Annotated in this window: 16 protein-coding genes, 1 tRNA gene and 1 riboswitch; of the genes, 10 read left to right on the forward strand and 7 right to left on the reverse strand. The window is 70.8% G+C overall.

Annotated elements, in window-relative coordinates; translation table 11 throughout:
- Positions 1-370 precede the first annotated feature (370 nt).
- Positions 371-1,393: a hypothetical protein gene (locus tag ACGFYV_RS37005; RefSeq protein WP_393882944.1), complete on the forward strand. Its 1,023-nt coding sequence runs from the start codon at positions 371-373 to the stop codon at positions 1,391-1,393.
- A 403-nt stretch (positions 1,394-1,796) separates the two neighbouring features.
- Here ACGFYV_RS37005 and ACGFYV_RS37010 read toward each other — a convergent pair whose 3' ends face one another.
- Positions 1,797-1,973, reverse strand: coding sequence for a hypothetical protein (locus ACGFYV_RS37010; protein ID WP_393882945.1), 177 nt, complete (start codon positions 1,971-1,973; stop codon positions 1,797-1,799).
- The gene (locus tag ACGFYV_RS37015) at positions 1,970-2,152 is read right to left on the reverse strand and encodes a hypothetical protein (RefSeq protein WP_393878476.1); all 183 of its coding nucleotides are present in this window, start codon (positions 2,150-2,152) and stop codon (positions 1,970-1,972) included. The genes ACGFYV_RS37010 and ACGFYV_RS37015 overlap by 4 nt, the downstream gene beginning before the upstream one ends.
- A gap of 231 nt (positions 2,153-2,383) precedes the next feature.
- Between ACGFYV_RS37015 and ACGFYV_RS37020 the strand changes: the two genes are divergently transcribed.
- Genes ACGFYV_RS37020 through ACGFYV_RS37030 form a run of 3 tightly spaced genes read left to right on the forward strand, consistent with a single transcriptional unit; the run spans position 2,384 to position 4,023 of the window.
- Positions 2,384-2,641, forward strand: coding sequence for a hypothetical protein (locus tag ACGFYV_RS37020; protein ID WP_393882946.1), 258 nt, complete (start codon positions 2,384-2,386; stop codon positions 2,639-2,641).
- Positions 2,616-3,149, forward strand: coding sequence for a DUF6879 family protein (locus tag ACGFYV_RS37025; protein ID WP_393882947.1), 534 nt, complete (start codon positions 2,616-2,618; stop codon positions 3,147-3,149). Before ACGFYV_RS37020 ends, ACGFYV_RS37025 begins: the two co-directional genes overlap by 26 nt.
- A 22-nt stretch (positions 3,150-3,171) precedes the next feature.
- The gene (locus tag ACGFYV_RS37030; protein WP_393882948.1) at positions 3,172-4,023 is read left to right on the forward strand and encodes a helix-turn-helix domain-containing protein; all 852 of its coding nucleotides are present in this window, start codon (positions 3,172-3,174) and stop codon (positions 4,021-4,023) included.
- Between the two features lie 233 nt (positions 4,024-4,256).
- Here ACGFYV_RS37030 and ribA read toward each other — a convergent pair whose 3' ends face one another.
- On the reverse strand, positions 4,257-4,910 hold the full coding sequence (gene ribA, locus ACGFYV_RS37035; protein WP_393882949.1) for a GTP cyclohydrolase II: 654 nt from the start codon (positions 4,908-4,910) through the stop codon (positions 4,257-4,259).
- Between the two features lie 153 nt (positions 4,911-5,063).
- Entirely contained in the window at positions 5,064-5,582 is a 519-nt protein-coding gene (locus ACGFYV_RS37040) for a MarR family winged helix-turn-helix transcriptional regulator (protein ID WP_393882950.1), read from the reverse strand.
- Between the two features lie 130 nt (positions 5,583-5,712).
- Between ACGFYV_RS37040 and ACGFYV_RS37045 the strand changes: the two genes are divergently transcribed.
- Positions 5,713-6,846, forward strand: coding sequence for a dihydrofolate reductase family protein (locus ACGFYV_RS37045; protein WP_393882951.1), 1,134 nt, complete (start codon positions 5,713-5,715; stop codon positions 6,844-6,846).
- A 63-nt stretch (positions 6,847-6,909) separates the two neighbouring features.
- Here ACGFYV_RS37045 and ACGFYV_RS37050 read toward each other — a convergent pair whose 3' ends face one another.
- The gene (locus ACGFYV_RS37050) at positions 6,910-7,506 is read right to left on the reverse strand and encodes a TetR/AcrR family transcriptional regulator (RefSeq protein WP_393882958.1); all 597 of its coding nucleotides are present in this window, start codon (positions 7,504-7,506) and stop codon (positions 6,910-6,912) included.
- Between the two features lie 72 nt (positions 7,507-7,578).
- Here ACGFYV_RS37050 and ACGFYV_RS37055 point away from each other — a divergent pair, with 72 nt between their 5' ends.
- The 5 genes from ACGFYV_RS37055 (at position 7,579) to ACGFYV_RS37075 (ending at position 12,810) form a co-directional block, all read left to right on the forward strand.
- Complete coding sequence (locus tag ACGFYV_RS37055) at positions 7,579-8,472, forward strand: NAD(P)H-binding protein (RefSeq protein WP_393882952.1); 894 nt, start codon at positions 7,579-7,581, stop codon at positions 8,470-8,472.
- 36 nt (positions 8,473-8,508) lie between these two features.
- Positions 8,509-8,582, forward strand: a tRNA-Met gene (locus ACGFYV_RS37060).
- 241 nt (positions 8,583-8,823) lie between these two features.
- Positions 8,824-10,050, forward strand: a complete 1,227-nt coding sequence (locus ACGFYV_RS37065) for a PP2C family protein-serine/threonine phosphatase (RefSeq protein WP_393882953.1) — start codon at positions 8,824-8,826, stop codon at positions 10,048-10,050.
- 232 nt (positions 10,051-10,282) lie between these two features.
- A riboswitch (cyclic di-AMP (ydaO/yuaA leader) is annotated at positions 10,283-10,450 on the forward strand.
- A 7-nt stretch (positions 10,451-10,457) separates the two neighbouring features.
- Complete coding sequence (locus tag ACGFYV_RS37070; RefSeq protein WP_393882954.1) at positions 10,458-11,522, forward strand: M23 family metallopeptidase; 1,065 nt, start codon at positions 10,458-10,460, stop codon at positions 11,520-11,522.
- Between the two features lie 331 nt (positions 11,523-11,853).
- Entirely contained in the window at positions 11,854-12,810 is a 957-nt protein-coding gene (locus ACGFYV_RS37075) for an aldo/keto reductase (RefSeq protein ID WP_393882955.1), read from the forward strand.
- A 59-nt stretch (positions 12,811-12,869) separates the two neighbouring features.
- Here the strand turns inward: ACGFYV_RS37075 and ACGFYV_RS37080 are convergent, their stop codons facing one another.
- The gene (locus ACGFYV_RS37080; RefSeq protein ID WP_393882956.1) at positions 12,870-14,249 is read right to left on the reverse strand and encodes a PrsW family intramembrane metalloprotease; all 1,380 of its coding nucleotides are present in this window, start codon (positions 14,247-14,249) and stop codon (positions 12,870-12,872) included.
- Positions 14,250-14,284: 35 nt separating this feature from the next.
- Positions 14,285-15,142, reverse strand: a complete 858-nt coding sequence (gene trmB, locus ACGFYV_RS37085; RefSeq protein ID WP_393882957.1) for a tRNA (guanosine(46)-N7)-methyltransferase TrmB — start codon at positions 15,140-15,142, stop codon at positions 14,285-14,287.
- Between the last annotated feature and the right edge of the window lie 108 nt (positions 15,143-15,250).

Consider the following 15,250-nt stretch of genomic DNA (forward strand, 5'->3'; position numbering starts at 1 on the left):
ACGACGCGCCGATCTCCACCAGGGCCTGCTCGAACTGGCCTGCAGTCTCATATGCCTCCGCCGCCTACGAACCTCATTCTGAAACGATCAGTTAGTGATCAGATCGGCCATGTCTGGCTTCATGCCCTCAAGGTCTGTCGAACACACCACGGCCGGCCGCCTGAGGCTGCCTGCCGAGAAGGGCGATTCGCGGCTGATGGCTGTGAGTGACCGAAACCTTCGCGCCGAAGCCGTCCGCCGACGCTTTGCAGCCTCGACGCCCACCCAGCAGAACGGAGCCACCAGCTCTCGGTAGCGGTGCCTCCACCAAGCTGCACCGAAGTAGGCCGAGTCGGCAGCGAGTGTCAGTGCTCCACGCCAGGATCCTCCTATGCACATCGACTTGGAGCGCATAGCCGCGATCCAGCGGTCGGTCATCGGGGCCGTGTTACTCGTTGCCATAGTGATGGTGACGTATCGATCGCTTGCCTGGGTCGCGCGTCGGATCCGCCGGATACAGGAGTGGTGGTCGGCCTGGAACGCCAGGGTTGCCGATCGGGACATAGCGCCGACAGCTCAGGCGCTCCAACGGCTTGGCTTGGCAGACCTGCCGATTAATGATCTCCGTGAGGCTGGCCGGAAGACCGCCGGATCCGTCAAACTTCGCTACCAACTGCTGACCTTCGCGGTCGGCATGGGTACCTCCGACATGTTGATCGCCGTGATTAAGACGATCGACACCCAGCGGCTACAGCCAGACCTGAGGCCACCGGCGCTGATGCTCGCTGGTGTGACGTTGCCCCTCCTGATGTGGGCCGCGCGACGCGGCAAGGCCGTCGTGGGTTACAGGTTCTTGCTCTCGATCATGGCTGCCATCGAGGCGTGCGAGGCGGTGGCGGGCGCGGATACGAGTGCTAGGCATCAGGCGCTTCGGCATCTGGACGACACGTGCTCTATCGTTCGGCGGTCGCTTCTGCGGGTCCACCGGATCTCGCACAGCGTCAGGCGTGGATCTCCTCGGCAGCGCAACACAAAGCGTCACGCCGCCCTCGTAGTGGCAAAACTGCAGCTTGCCGAGGTGCAGGTCGACACCAAGGGCGTTGGTGGGCTCCGCAGTCTGGCCGCGCTGCTCGCCAAGATCGGCAACAGCTACGCTGCCGGAAACGCTGGCAACCTTCTGCCAGAGCAGAGGCTTCGAGGCACTGTCCCGGTGGCCAATCGAGAAGGGCTTCGCCTGGTTGCCGTGGTCTTCGCTGCAGTAGCAGCGCTCTGCTTGGCCGTGCTGACGGGGCTTCCCGCAGGTGTCGAGACCGTCTTTGCGGCCGGCGCAGCCGTGGTGGCTGCGATGGCCGTATACGGGCCGCGGGTCGCTATCGCCAAGGCGGCCGAGATCATGAGCATCTTGAAGCAGTAGTACCGCGCTCTCCTTGGTGGAACGCGCTGTTCAGCAGGCTATTTTGCGTGAGCGATGCGTGAGCGGACGGCGCGGCACCAGCCGCACCGCGCACCACGCCGCACATGCCCTGACCTGGCAGCTCCGGACGCCGAGGCAGCGTCCGGAATCACCCGGCAAGCCTTGGCCAGGACTTTTAATCCATTGGTTGTGGGTTCGAGTCCCACAGGGCCTACGGATGGACCCCAGGTCAGAGCGCATCTGATCTGGGGTCTTTGGCGTTTCAGAGGGCTTGGAGACCGCCAGTCGGCCCGCTGCCGGCCCGAAAAGCAGACGATCAAGACGTGGAGCGGCCCCGGCCGGGTCGGCGTCCGGCCGGGGCCGCGCTCGGCGTCGGACCTTCTACGGCGCCGAGGGTTGAGGGTCACCCGCGGCGTCGAGGCCGTGCGGCCGGCCGTACCGGGCAGGTCTGCTGGGGGATGGGACGGCAGCGTTCCTCGTGCACGGTGGCGGTGGTGCCGGGGCCGGTCGGGGCGAAGTGGTGGACGGTCACGTACCGCTCGTCGGGGCCGATGGGCTGGTCGCAGCGTGTGCAGATCATCGGCGGACACCCCCGCTCTCCGCGCGGCGGGCCGTCGACCATGCGCGGCGCAACCGGCCCGCCTCAGGGCATGCCACGGCGGTGTTCCTGTGGCAGGCGCGGCAGGTGGCGCAGTGCTCCAGCAGCGCCTTGTACTCGGCTGCCGCGGGCACGGCCGGGATGGTTCTGCTCTGGCCCATGTCGACGCTCCTCACCTGGAGTTGACCACGCCCCGGGAGGCCCGCTGCCGTGCCGGGGTTTCGTCACATCCACCGACGCTAAGAGTGTGGCGTGCAGCACAGCCAGCAATGCGCATGGATGTGCGTGCAGACTTTCCGCGTGCTGCGCGGCTCATTCGCGCTCTTGACGGTGCCCGGCGACGGCCGGACGTTGGTGCACATCGACGCACCACGACGACCCAGGAGACAACCGTGCCCTTACAGTTCATCGGGATCGACCCGGACACCGGCAAGAACGGATCACCCACCGCCTGGGTGGACCAGGAGACCGCGGACATCGTGATCCAGAGCTACACCGCCGACGACGTCACCCGCCTCCAGTGCGTCCAGACACCGGCGCCTGGGCACGCGCCGGGTATCCCCGACCATGAGACGGTCATCCGTATCCCCGCCCGCCTGATCCCGGTCCTGAGGGAGGCCTGCGATGTCGCAGAAGGTGCCCAGTTTTGACGAACTGTTCGAGGCCGCGCAGCACTCTGCCGTACACCTCGAGATGCGCGACCAGTACGCCGTCGGTGACGAGGCCGACGACTTCAACACCTGGCTCGCCAACGGGCAGCGGGACACCGACCCTGCTTCCGAGTACTGGGCGCCGTGGACCGACATGATCTCCCGCGCGGTCGCCCGCGGCGTCGTCGTCCGCCGGGCCCGCATCGTGTCCGAGCCGGTCACGGACTACATCCGCTACGAGCACGCCGGGACCGTCGTGAACGTCGCCGCGGGCGAGCAGGTGCGCTGGCTCCCGCGCCCGCGGGCCGTCGACCTGATGCTGCCGGGCGCAGACCTGTGGATCTTCGACGGGACGCAGGTGCTGTTCAACCACTTCACCGGCGACGGCAACTGGGCCAACCCGGACATGGAGCTGCGGACCGAGCCAACCATCGCCAAGCAGTGTTCGGACGCGTTCGAAGCGGTGTGGGACCGCGCGATCCCACACGACCAGTACGAGATCCGCTGACAGGGAGCACCACGGCCAGCCCATGCCCATCTCACCGTCATCCTCAGCCCAGTCCGCCCGCGAGAACGTGGCGCGGCGGTTGCGCGACCTGAGGAGGAACGCAGGCCTGACGGTCACTGAGCTGGCCTCCCGGTGCGGCTGGCACCACGCCAAGACGTCCCGGATCGAGAACGCCCGCACGCCGCCGTCGCCCACCGACATCCGCCTGTGGTGCCGCGCGACCGACGCCGTCGACCAGGTCGCGGACCTGATCGCGGCCTCGCAGCATGCCGAGTCCCTGTACCGCGAGTGGCGGCGCCGGGCGCGCACAGGGCTGGCCAAGCTGCAGGAGAGCTACACCGAGCTGTACCGGTCAACGGAGCTGCTGCGCGTGTACTCACCCGTCGTAGTTCCCGGCCTGCTGCAGACGGAGGGCTACGCACGGGCGCTGCTGTCGATGAGTGCCCGGTTCCTCGAGGTCCCTGATGACGGGGCGGAAGCCGCAGCGGCTCGACTGGAGCGGTCGCAGGTCATCCACGAGCCAGGGCACCGCTACGTGTTCCTCATCGAGGAGGCGGTGTTGCACTACCAACTGGGCGACGCGGACGCGATGGCCGCCCAGCTTGGCTACCTGCTGACCGCTGGAGCGCTGCCGCAGGTGTCGTTCGGCATCATCCCGACCGGGACGTGCGACCGGGTCCTGTGGCCGCAGGAGACGTTCGACGTGCACGACGACACGTTGGTGTCGGTCGAGTTGCTCTCCGCCGAGGTGAACGTCACCCAGCCGTCGGAGATCGCCCTGTACGTAAGAGCGTTTGAGCAACTGCGCAGCATGGCCGTGTACGGGGCTGACGCTCGCGCGCTGATCGTGAAGGCCATCGACGCGCTGCACTGACCCCGGACACGACGAAACGCCCCCAACCACGTTCTTCACGACCGTGGTTGGGGGAGTGGATGGTTCAGCGCGCGAACAGGGCGATGGCTCCGGTGGCGGCGCCGGCCACACAGGCGAGGGCACCGATGGCGGGCAGCTGAAGATCACGCGCAGCAGGCTGACGTACGCGGCAACCGGGCCCAGGGCGACGAGGCCGGGCTCGCCGCCGAGCCCGAGGTGTGCCGGGGGTGCGATCAGCCCGCGGTCAGTTCGGGCAGGGTGTCCAACTCCGCCAAGGGCAGGGTGTGCTGGGTCTGGAGGACCTTCGCGCGCAGGTAGCGGACGTTGTGGGCGGTGGTGAAGACGCCGGTCGGGACGCGGTCGCGCACGGACACCCCGAGAGAGCGCAACTGCTCCGCCTTGTCGGGGTTGTTGGACAGCAGGTCCAGCTCGGTGATGCCGAGGGCGCGCAGCATCTGGGCGGCGGCCGTGTAGTCGCGGGCGTCCTCCGGCAGGCCCAGCGCGGCGTTCGCCTCGTAGGTGTCGAGGCCCTGGTCCTGGAGGGCGTAGGCGTCGAGCTTGTTGTACAGGCCGATCCCGCGCCCCTCCTGGCGCAGGTAGAGCAGGACGCCCCCGCGCTCGGCGATCCGCTCCACCGCCTCGCGCAGCTGAGGTCCGCAGTCGCAGCGGGCCGAGCCGAAGACGTCCCCGGTCAGGCACTCGGAGTGCAGGCGCACCAGCGGTACGGCTCCGGGCGCCGCCGGGTCGCCGAGGACGGCGGCGACGTGTTCCTGGCCGTCGGCGAGGCCGTGGAAGGTGACGAGGTCGGCGTCGACGCGGTAGCCGTCGTGGAACTGCAGCGGTACCCGGACGCGGGCGCGCGGTGTGGCGGCGGGGGTGTCGGGCATGCGGGTCCCTCCGGGGCTGGGCGGACGGAAGACCGTCGAACCTCTGTTTCAGATTTGAAGCAGTTCCGGAGACCCTACCCCTGCTTTAAAGTTGAAGCAACCAATTTGCGCGCAGCCCTGGCTTGGGTTCAGCCCCTGGATCGTGCCCCCGCCCTACGCGCAGCCCTTCGACGAGCGTCGCAGCCACGGGACCCCGTCCGGCGTCCCCCGCGCACCCTCCTCGCCCTGCAACGCTCCCGCGATGCTCGTGCAGATCTCCTCCAGCTGCCCCACCTGCTCGGGCGTGAGCCGGTCGAAGAGTGTCGCGCGTACCGTCTCCACGTGCCCGGGTGCCGTACGTTCCAGCACGGCCGTCCCCTCGTCGGTGAGCACCGCGATACTGCTGCGCTTGTCCGAGCTGCACTCCTCCCGCCGCACCAGCCCGTCCCGCTCCAGCCGGGTCACCGCGTACGTCAGCCTGCTGCGCGTGATCTTCAGCTGCTCGGCGAGATCGGTCATCCGCAACCGCCGGTCCGGCGCCTCGGAGAGGTAGGCCAGCACGGAGTAGAACAGGTGCGGCATGCCGGCCTCCTGCTGGAGGTTCCGGTCGATCGCGTCGTCCAGGAGCCGGGCGGCGGCGAGGTACGCGCGCCAGGCGCGCTGCTCGCCGGGAGTGAGCCAGCGGGTCGTCATGCCGCCAGTGTAGGTTTGTTTCAAACTTGAACCAAGATTCAGGCTTGAATCAGGCTTCGGACCTGAACCAGGCCGTCCGTCCTCGTCATCCTCCGTCCTCCGTCCTCGTCACCCCAGGGAGCCCGCGCCGATGCCGTACCCGTACGTCCTCCTGTCCGCCGCCGTCTCCCTCGACGGCTACCTGGACGACACCGGCCCGGACCGCCTCCTCCTCTCCAGCGCGGCCGACTTCGACCGGGTCGACGAGGTACGGGCCTCGGCCGACGCGATCCTGATCGGCGCCGGCACCATCCGCGCCGACAACCCCCGCCTCCTCGTCAACGCGCCCGAGCGCCGCGCGGCCCGCCGGGCGCAGGGCAGGCCGGAGTACCCGCTGAAGGTCACCGTCACCGCCTCCGGCGACCTCGACCCGGACGCCAGGTTCTGGCACACCGGCGGCGACAAGCTCGTCCTCACGACGGACAAGGGCGCCGAACGGGCCGCCCGCACCCTCGGCCCGACCGCCGACGTGGTCTCCCTCGGCCCCGACCTCGACTGGCGTGCCCTCCTGGAGCACCTGTACGACGTGCGCGGCGTGCGGCGCCTGATGGTGGAGGGCGGCGGCACCGTCCACACCCAGCTCCTCCAGCAGGGCCTCGCCGACGAACTCCAGCTGGTCCTGGCCCCGCTGTTCGTCGGCGACCCGGCGGCCCCGCGCCTGTTCGGCCCGGGGTCGTACCAGGCCGGGCGGCTGCGCCTCGTCGAGACCCGCCGGATCGAGGACGTCGTCCTGATGCGCTACGAGCCCACCGCCCCCGGCACCGGCCCGCTGCCCGGCGCCGCCGATCACCACTGGCTGCGCACCGCCTGCGAGCTGGCGGCCCTGTGCCCGCCGTCGGCCACGGCCTTCAGCGTCGGCGCGGTGGTCGTCGCGGCCGACGGCACCGAGCTGGCGCGCGGCCACTCGCGCGAGGGCGGCGACCCCGTCGTGCACGCGGAGGAGGCGGCTCTCGCGAAGCTCGACCCCGCCGACCCGCGCCTGCCCGGCGCCACCGTCTACAGCAGCCTGGAGCCCTGCTCCCGGCGCGCCTCCCGGCCCGCCCCGTGCGCCGAGCTGATCCTGCGCGCGGGCGTGCGCCGGGTGGTCACGGCCTGGCGGGAGCCGGACACCTTCGTGACGGCGGCCGACGGCGCCGGGGTCCTGACGGGCCGGGGCGTGGACGTCCTCCTGCTCCCGGAACACGAGGCCGCGGCGAAGCGGCCGAACGCCCACCTGCTGCCCTGAGGGCCACCCGGATTCCTCGGCCGGGAGCGCCGGGGAGCCCTTCTCGACCGGGAACTCCGCCTGTCACCGAAGTTGGCTGAACGCCTGGTCGGCGTCGGACACGGCTTCGGGGTGGACGTCGTGGGCGGTTCGGCCGTCGGCGATCTTCTGCCAGTTGGTCCGGGCGAGTACCCGTTGGACCGCGAGCACCTGGGCGGCTCGCAGGCGTGCCCGGATGCCTTCGCCGAGGGCGTCCGCCAGTGCCTCCTCGTCCTCCAGCTGGTACTGCGTGAGCCGTCCCGCCAGGCTCGGTGTGGTGAACACCAGCCGGTGGAACGCCACCACCTCGGGGTGATCGTTGAGGCCGGTGACGGGGTCGTACCGGTCGAGGCCGGCCCGGAAGTGCCGGTGCAGGGCCGTCACCGGCTCGATGCCGGGCCCGCCGTCACGTACGACGCGTGCCGCTTCGCCCTGGTGGTCCGCGAACCGGTGCAGCACCAGGTCTTCCTTGGTGGGGAAGTACCGGAAGAGAGTCGGCTTGGAGATCTCGGCCGCCGCGGCGATGTCGTTGACCGAGACGCGGTCGAAGCCGTGCTCCAGGAACAGCGAGACGGCCGCGTCGCCGATGGCGTCGCGCGTCCGCTCCTTCTTGCGGGCCCGCAGCCCCGTCGGCTCGCTCATCTCGCTCATCTGGCCACCGTAACATTCGTAACCGAGTTGCTTTTTTAACCGAGTAACGTTTTTATGGGCGGCATGAATCGGACAGACCTTCCTCCCGTGCTCGTCACCGGGGCGACCGGCCGGATCGGCCGCGTCGTCATCGACCGGCTCCTCGACGCGGGCGTGCCGGTCCGCGCCCTCACCCATCGCTCCGAGGCGGCGGCGACACTGCCGGCGAAGGTCGAGGTCTTCACCGGCGACCTCACCGTGCCCGAGACGCTCGACCCGGCCTTGAACGGCGCCGGTGCGGTCTTCCTCGTCTGGACCGCCCCGCCTCCGACCGCCGCGGCAGTCGTCGAGCGGCTGGCGGCCCACGTGCGGCGGGTCGTCTTCCTCTCCTCCCCGCATCAGACGCCGCACCCCTTCTTCCAGCAGCCGAATCCCATGGCGATGCTGCACGCCGACATCGAGAGGCTCATCGCGGCCACCGGACTCGAGTCGACGATCATCCGGCCGGGGATGCTCGCGTCGAACGCGCTGGCCTGGTGGGCGCCGGCGATCCGGGCCGGCGAGGTCGTCCGGTGGCCTTACGGCGCCGCCGAGACGGCACCGGCCGACGACCGCGACATCTCCGCCGTCGCGGCGCGGACGCTCTACCAGGACGGACACGCCGGAGGCGACTACGTCCTCACGGGCCCCGAATCGCTGACCCAGTCCGCGCAGGTGGACGCCATCGGTGACGTCCTGGGGCGCCGGATCGCATTCGAGGAGATGACTCCGGACGAGTTCCGGCGCCTGTCGGAGGGCACGGCGCCCACTTCGGTCGTCGACATGCTGCTCGCCGCGTGGAGCGCGGCGGTCGGACAGCCCGCGTACGTCACCACCGCGGTGGCCGACATCCTCGGGACTGCCCCGCGAACGTTTCGCCACTGGGCCGCCGACCACGCCGGCGCGTTCATGGAGGCTCACGGAAAACCCGTGTGCTGAGCACTCCGAACATGGCGTATGCTTGAGACACAACGACGCGGGGTGGAGCAGCTCGGTAGCTCGCTGGGCTCATAACCCAGAGGTCGCAGGTTCAAATCCTGTCCCCGCTACTGAAGACTCAGGGCCGGTGTCCAGCAATGGACACCGGCCCTGAGTGTTTTCCGACCTCGTACGGCCCGTGCGCCTCGTATGCCCGTGCGCCCCGTACGCCTCGTGCGCCCCGCACCGTCCGTAGTGGCGCACCTCACACCGGGTCATCCACTCGGCCCACACCGGTCGCCCGCCGTCCCCGGCCCCACCACCCTGTACGTACGTCGAAGACACGGGAGACGAGCGGTGCGCCCAGGTGAGATGGAGGAGGACGCCGGCGCCCGGGCCGGCGGCAGGCTCCCCGGCGACCCCGTACCCGACCCGGGCCTCGGCACGGACTCCACGGACTCCACGGCCCCCGCATCCGCCCCCGCATCCGCATCCGCGCCCGCACCCACGCCCCGGGACCGCGGCCGCCACCCCAGACCGCGGACACTCGCCCGCACCCTGCCCACGCTCCTGGTCACCGGCGGGATCCTGTACGACCTGCTCACCCCGCCCGCCTACACCGCCGTCCCGTTCTTCACGGCCGCCCCGCTGGTCGCCGCGCCCCTGGCCTCGCTGCGCACCACGGCTCTCACCGGCCTCGCCACCGTGCTCGCCGCCCTCCTCGTGCACACCCGCTACGCCCTGCCGGACGCCAGCGCCGTCACCGAGGCCGTCACCGTCGTCACGGTCGCCGTCCTCGCCCTCGTCATCAACCGCGTCGTACGCCGCGGCGACGAACGGCTCGCCTCCGCCCGGGAGATCGCCGAGGCCGCCCAGCGCGCCGTCCTGCCCGAACCCGCCGCGCGGATCGGCGGGTTCGACATCGCGGCTCGGTACGAGGCGGCCCAGGAGGGCGCGTACATCGGCGGCGACCTGTACGCGGTGCAGGACACCCCGCACGGCGTACGGCTGATCGTCGGGGACGTGCGCGGCAAGGGCATGGGGGCGGTCGCCGCCGTGGCCGTCGTGATCGGGGCGTTCCGCGAGGCCGCCGAGCAGGAGGCCACGCTGGAGGCGGTGGCCGCACGGCTGGAGAGGGCGCTGGCCCGCGAGGGCACCCGGCGGGAGGGGCTCGACGCCTTCGAAGGCTTCACGACCGCCGTCCTCGCCGAACTCCCGCACGACGACGGCGTCGCCCGCATCCTCAACCGCGGCCACCCGCCGCCGTTCATGCTGCACCCCGACGGCACCCTGCGCGCCCTCACGGCGCACGAGCCCGCCCTGCCCCTCGGCATGAGCGACCTCGGCATGTGGCCCGACCGCGCCCACCGGACCCCCTTCCCGGACGGCGCCACCCTGCTGCTCTACACCGACGGCCTGTCCGAGGCCCGGGACGCCCACGGCCGGTTCTACGACCCCGCGCGCCGGCTCGCCGGACGCCGCTGCCCGGACCCCGGCATCCTGCTCGGCCGGCTCGCCTCGGAGGTACGGCGGCACTCGGGCGGCGGGATGGCGGACGACATGGCGCTGCTGGCCGTACGGCGACCCGCCCTGAACTGAACTCTCACGCACGGTGACCGGGCGGCAGCCCTCCGCATAACATCTGAGACACCATCAAAAACCGAGTGACTCCTGAACGTGGGCCAACTCGCCCGTTTTCCCCCGGTCCTGACGGCTACGTCCACCCCGGAGAGTGGGAATGATCAGGCTGAACGGCTTGGAATCTGGCACCCCGGTCTATTAACGTTCGATAACGCAGCGCGGTCGTCCCAGCCGTCACAAGAGGCGGCTCCGTGCGCACGCGCCGAATCTCGCAAGGGAACCGGGGAACCACCACCTTGGGGTGAATCACGCGGACGCCGTCGTGAACTGCTCGACTCACGACAGGTATACGCGCGTAGGAGACCTTCCTGCTCCGAACCCGTCAGCTAACCCGGTAGGCGAAGGAAGGAAAGGAGTACGCCCGCGTGGCGTCCAACCGGCCTGCCCCACAAGCCCCGTTCGTGCCCGCTCAGCGAGAACCCGAGACCTTCGGCTACGGCGGTCGCGGCCCCGACGAGGGCCCCTGGGAGGAGTGGAACCCCACCGAGGAGTCCGTCCGCCCGGTGCGCGGACGGCACCGCGTCGCCAAGCAGCGCGGCGGACTCGCCCGCAGCTCCACCGTCCTCGGTGTCGGTGTCATAGCCGCCGTCGGCGCGGGTGGCATCGCCAGCGCGAACACCGGCAAGCCGCCGGTGTCCATCTCGCTGCCCGACCACATCCCCGACCATCTGCCGTCCATGGCCTCCGTCGAGAACCTGTTCGACGGCTCCTCCGACGCGCCCAAGGCCGCCCCCGCCTCCCTCACCAACGTCGGCGTGACCTCCGCCGACGCCGCGAAGGGCGCCGACGCGGGCGAGGCCCTGCGCAACCGGATCATGGCGCAGGCCGAGCAGCAGCAGAGCAAGGCCGACAGCCGGGCCGAGGAGAAGGCCACGGCTGCCGCTGCCGCGGCGGCCGAGAAGGCCGCCGCCGAGGCCGCCGACAAGGCGAAGAAGGAGGCCGCGGCCAAGGCCGCCGCCGAGAAGGAGAAGGCGGCTGCCGAGGCCAGGAAGAAGGCCGAGGCGGAGCGCCTGGCCGCGCTGGCGAAGCAGTACAAGCTGCCGGTCGTCTCGTACACCATCACCGGCACCTTCGGTCAGCCCGGCTCCATGTGGTCCTCCGGCTACCACACCGGCCTCGACTTCGCCGCGCCCACCGGCACGCTCATCCAGGCCATCCACGGCGGCACGGTCACCGAGGCGGGCTGGGCCGGCGCGTACGGCTACCGCACCGTCCTCACCCTCGACGACGGCACCGAGCTGTGGTTCTGCCACCAGTCCTCGATCAGCGTCTCCGTCGGCCAGAAGGTCACCACCGGAGAGGTCATCGGCCGCGTCGGCGCCACCGGCAACGTCACCGGCCCGCACCTCCACCTGGAGGTCCACCCCGGCGGCCAGTCCACCGGCATCGACCCGATGACGTGGCTGCGCGACAAGGGCCTCACCCCCTGAGCGGTCACCGCCCCACTACCGGCCCGCACCTGATCGTCCGCACGCGACCGGTCCCGGGCAGGTCCTGAACACCCTGCCCCCGCGACCGTCCCGGCCGGTCCTGAACCACCCCCTCCACGACCGGTCCCCGGCGGCCCTGGCGACATCCCCCCGACGCCAGGGCCTCCGGCGCGCACGCCCTCCGGGCGCGTTTGCCTCCCGGGCTCGTACGCCCGCAGCGCGCATGCCGCACGCCGCCCCCGGGCCCGCACCTGCTCCGTCCGGGTGGTTTCACACTCTGTTCGCAGGAAGGCCGGAATGGGTGTGGCGGGGGTGGCGGTTGAAGTGAAGCATGACTGCTTCTCACCCTTCTCTGCGTAAGCTCGGCGCCTCCGACCTCAAGGTCTTCCCGCTGGCCCTCGGAGGCAACGTCTTCGGCTGGACCGCCGACGAGGAGGCGTCCTTCGCCGTCCTCGACGCGTACACGGCCGCCGGTGGCAACTTCGTCGACACGGCCGACTCCTACTCGGCGTGGATCGAGGGCCACAAGGGCGGCGAGTCCGAGACGATCATCGGCAAGTGGCTCAAGGCCCGCGGCAACCGCTCGGACGTCGTCGTCGCGACCAAGGTCAGCCAGCACCCGGAGTACCAGGGCCTTACCGCGGCCAACATCAAGGCCGCCGCCGACGCGTCCCTGCGCCGCCTGGACACCGACTACATCGATCTCTACTACACCCACTTCGACCAGCCCGAGGTGCCGGTCGAGGAGATCATCGGGGCCCTCGACGAACTGGTGAAGGCGGGCAAGGTCCGGCAGATCGCCGCTTCCAACATCACCCCCGAGCGTCTGCGGGCCTCCCTCGACTTCTCCGCCCGCGAGGGCCTCGCCCGCTACGTCGCCGTCCAGCCGCACTACAACCTGGTCTCCCGCGACACCTACGAGGGCCCGCTGCAGGACCTCGTAGCCCGCGAGGGCCTCGCCGGCATCCCGTACTTCGCCCTCGCCTCCGGCTTCCTCACCGGCAAGTACCGCCCCGGCACCACGGTCGACAGCGCCCGTGCCGGCTCCGCCGCCAAGCACCTCGGGACCGAGCGCGGCCAGAAGGTCCTTCTCGCCCTGGACGAGATCGCCGCCGCCCACGAGGCCCCCGTCGCCACGGTCGCCCTCGCCTGGCTCGCCGCCCAGCCCACCATCGCGGCCCCCATCGCCTCCGCCCGCACCGTCGACCAGCTCCCGGCCCTGCTGGGCGTCGCCGACCTCCGCCTGACGGACGACGAACTGAAGCGGCTCACCGACGCCTCGGCCTGACGGACGCCTCGGCGTGACGCACACCTCGGCGTGAGGTGCCGCTCCGCTCGGCGGTGGCGCTACGACCGATACGGGTTGTACGCGTTGTGCGGGTTGTACGGGTTGTAGGCATGGTGCGCGTGGTGCGCGGGGTAGGGCGCCGCCGCGTACCCGTACCAGTACGGGGCCTGGGCCGGGGCGCCGTACACCGGGCGGGGCGGCGCGACCGCGCGGGAGGCGTACTCCAGCGACGGGCGGGCCACCTCGCGCCGCTCCCACAGCGCGCCCAGCAGTTCCCGCTCGCGCGTGATGAAGTCGGCCCCGGCCTTCCCCCGGCGCCCCCGGTGCCGCAGGAAGGCGAGCGAGGTGGCGTACGCCTCGTACTGGGCGACCGCCCGCGCCGCCGGCCGGCCCCCGAAGTGCCGGCGGGCATGGTCGCGGGCCATCCGCCGCGCCCGCATGGACCCGAGGACGAACGGCTCGGCGGGCCCCAGCCACCCGGCGTACACGTACGCCGTCAGCTCCTCCCGCACGGTCCGCAGCTCCCGCTGCCGCGTCCACACCGCGAGCCAGGTCAGCAGGCCGAACGCGGGCACCATGAACGCCCCGTACACGGCGAAGAAGCCGTACTCGCCGAAGGTCGAGGAGCCGTTCCAGAAGGCGTGCATGCTCATCGCGAGCAGCAGCCCGCCGAGCGGGATCAGCACGCGCCGGGCGGTCCGGCCGTCCGTGGACAGCGCGGCGATGCCGAAGCCGATGCCGGTGATCACGGTGAACAGGGGATGCGCGAACGGTGACATCACGACGCGTACGAAGAAGGTGGCGGCGGTGACGGAGGCGATGCCCCGGTCGCCGGTGAGCTGGTCGGTGCCGAAGGCCGTGCCCAGGTAGAGGATGTTCTCGGTGAACGCGAACCCGGTCGCGGTGAGCCCCGCTATCACGACCCCGTCGACGATCCCCGTGAAGTCGCGTCTGCGGAACAGGAAGACCAGCAGCACGGCCGCCGCCTTCGCGGACTCCTCGACTATCGGCGCTATCACCGTCGCGCCGAGGGTGTCGGCGCTGCCGGGGTCGGCGGTGGCCGTGGCGATCCACTTGGTGGCGAAACTGTTGGCGACGATGGCGATCAGCGCCGCCGCGCACGCCCCCCAGGCGAAGGCGAAGACCAGGTTCCGCCAGGGGCCCGGCTCGACCCGGTCCAGCCAGCGGAAGGCGGCTATCAGCCAGGGCACCGGCAGCACCGCGAGACCCAGCCCGACCAGGAACCCCTCGGTGCCGGTCTGCCGCCGCACCAGCGCGAGGATCACGAGACCGGACAGGGCGAGCAGCGTGATCAGCGCCCCGTAGCGCACCCACCGGCGCTGCCACCAGTGCGGATGCGCTCCGCTCAGGAGGCCTTGTGGGCCGGGGGTACCGGGGGTGCCGGGGGAGTACGTCGGGTACGGAGGACTGCTGGCCACGGCATCGACCCTAACGGTCACAGGGTGTCACGGTGTCACACGGTGCTGGGGACCTGATGCGGTACGCGACGGAAGAGCAGATCGTTCACCACATGTCCCTTGTCCAGTCCCTGCCCCTCGAAACGGGTCAGCGGCCGGAAGTCGGGACGCGGCGCGAAACCGCCGTCGGCCTGCGTGTTCTCGAAGTCGGGGTGTGCGGTGAGCACCTCCAGCATCTGCTCGGCGTACGGCTCCCAGTCGGTCGCGCAGTGCACGATCGCGCCGGGCTTCAGCCGGGTCGCCGCCAGGGACAGGAACTCGGGCTGGATCAGCCGCCGCTTGTGGTGCCGCTTCTTGGGCCAGGGGTCCGGGAAGTACACGCGCACCCCGTCGAGGGCGTCGGGCCGGAGCATCTCCCGGAGCAGGATGATCGCGTCGCCGTTCCCGACCCGGATGTTGGACAGCCCGTTGTGCTCGGCGAGCCCCAGCAGATTGCCCTGACCGGGGGTGTGCACGTCGACGGCGAGGATGTCGGTCCCGGGGTCCGCCGCCGCCATCTGCGCGGTGGCCTCGCCCATGCCGAACCCGATCTCGAGCACGACGGGGTTCTCGTTCCCGAACATCTCCGCGAAGTCGATGACCCGCTGCCCGTCGATGTCCAGCCCCCACGCGGGCCACAGCCGCTGCAGCGCGTCGGCCTGCCCCGTGGTCACCCGGCTCCGCCGCGGCTGGAAACTCCGGATCCGCCGCTCGAAGTGCGAGCCCGCGGGATCGGCCTTGGGCCCACCCGGGAACCGCGGCTCACCCTTCTCCCGCGCCTGCCGGACGGACTCACCGGAAACGTGCGAGGACACCGGCGCGGGCACAGCGGCAGCGGACCGGGAAGCTTCGGGGACATCGAGAAAGTCAGACACAGTGCCGCCGATTTTACCGGGACTCTTGCAGAAAGCCCCGGCGTTCACGCCGGGGATGAATGCATCTCAAGACTGCTCTGACGTACGCTTCAGAGCGGACGTTTTTGC

The organism is Streptomyces sp. NPDC048297 (genome assembly GCF_043201585.1).
In the GTDB taxonomy this organism is placed as follows: Bacteria; Actinomycetota; Actinomycetes; order Streptomycetales; family Streptomycetaceae; genus Streptomyces.

What these genes read in the sequence shown, in the direction of transcription:
- ACGFYV_RS37005 (WP_393882944.1), top strand. Translation starts at nt 371, where the DNA reads ATGCACATCGACTTGGAGCGCATAGCCGCGATCCAGCGGTCGGTCATC.
- ACGFYV_RS37010 (WP_393882945.1), bottom strand. Translation starts at nt 1,973, where the DNA reads ATGATCTGCACACGCTGCGACCAGCCCATCGGCCCCGACGAGCGGTAC.
- ACGFYV_RS37015 (WP_393878476.1), bottom strand. Translation starts at nt 2,152, where the DNA reads ATGGGCCAGAGCAGAACCATCCCGGCCGTGCCCGCGGCAGCCGAGTAC.
- ACGFYV_RS37025 (WP_393882947.1), top strand. Translation starts at nt 2,616, where the DNA reads ATGTCGCAGAAGGTGCCCAGTTTTGACGAACTGTTCGAGGCCGCGCAG.
- ACGFYV_RS37030 (WP_393882948.1), top strand. Translation starts at nt 3,172, where the DNA reads ATGCCCATCTCACCGTCATCCTCAGCCCAGTCCGCCCGCGAGAACGTG.
- ribA (WP_393882949.1), bottom strand. Translation starts at nt 4,910, where the DNA reads ATGCCCGACACCCCCGCCGCCACACCGCGCGCCCGCGTCCGGGTACCG.
- ACGFYV_RS37040 (WP_393882950.1), bottom strand. Translation starts at nt 5,582, where the DNA reads ATGACGACCCGCTGGCTCACTCCCGGCGAGCAGCGCGCCTGGCGCGCG.
- ACGFYV_RS37045 (WP_393882951.1), top strand. Translation starts at nt 5,713, where the DNA reads ATGCCGTACCCGTACGTCCTCCTGTCCGCCGCCGTCTCCCTCGACGGC.
- ACGFYV_RS37050 (WP_393882958.1), bottom strand. Translation starts at nt 7,506, where the DNA reads ATGAGCGAGCCGACGGGGCTGCGGGCCCGCAAGAAGGAGCGGACGCGC.
- ACGFYV_RS37055 (WP_393882952.1), top strand. Translation starts at nt 7,579, where the DNA reads ATGAATCGGACAGACCTTCCTCCCGTGCTCGTCACCGGGGCGACCGGC.
- ACGFYV_RS37065 (WP_393882953.1), top strand. Translation starts at nt 8,824, where the DNA reads ATGGAGGAGGACGCCGGCGCCCGGGCCGGCGGCAGGCTCCCCGGCGAC.
- ACGFYV_RS37075 (WP_393882955.1), top strand. Translation starts at nt 11,854, where the DNA reads ATGACTGCTTCTCACCCTTCTCTGCGTAAGCTCGGCGCCTCCGACCTC.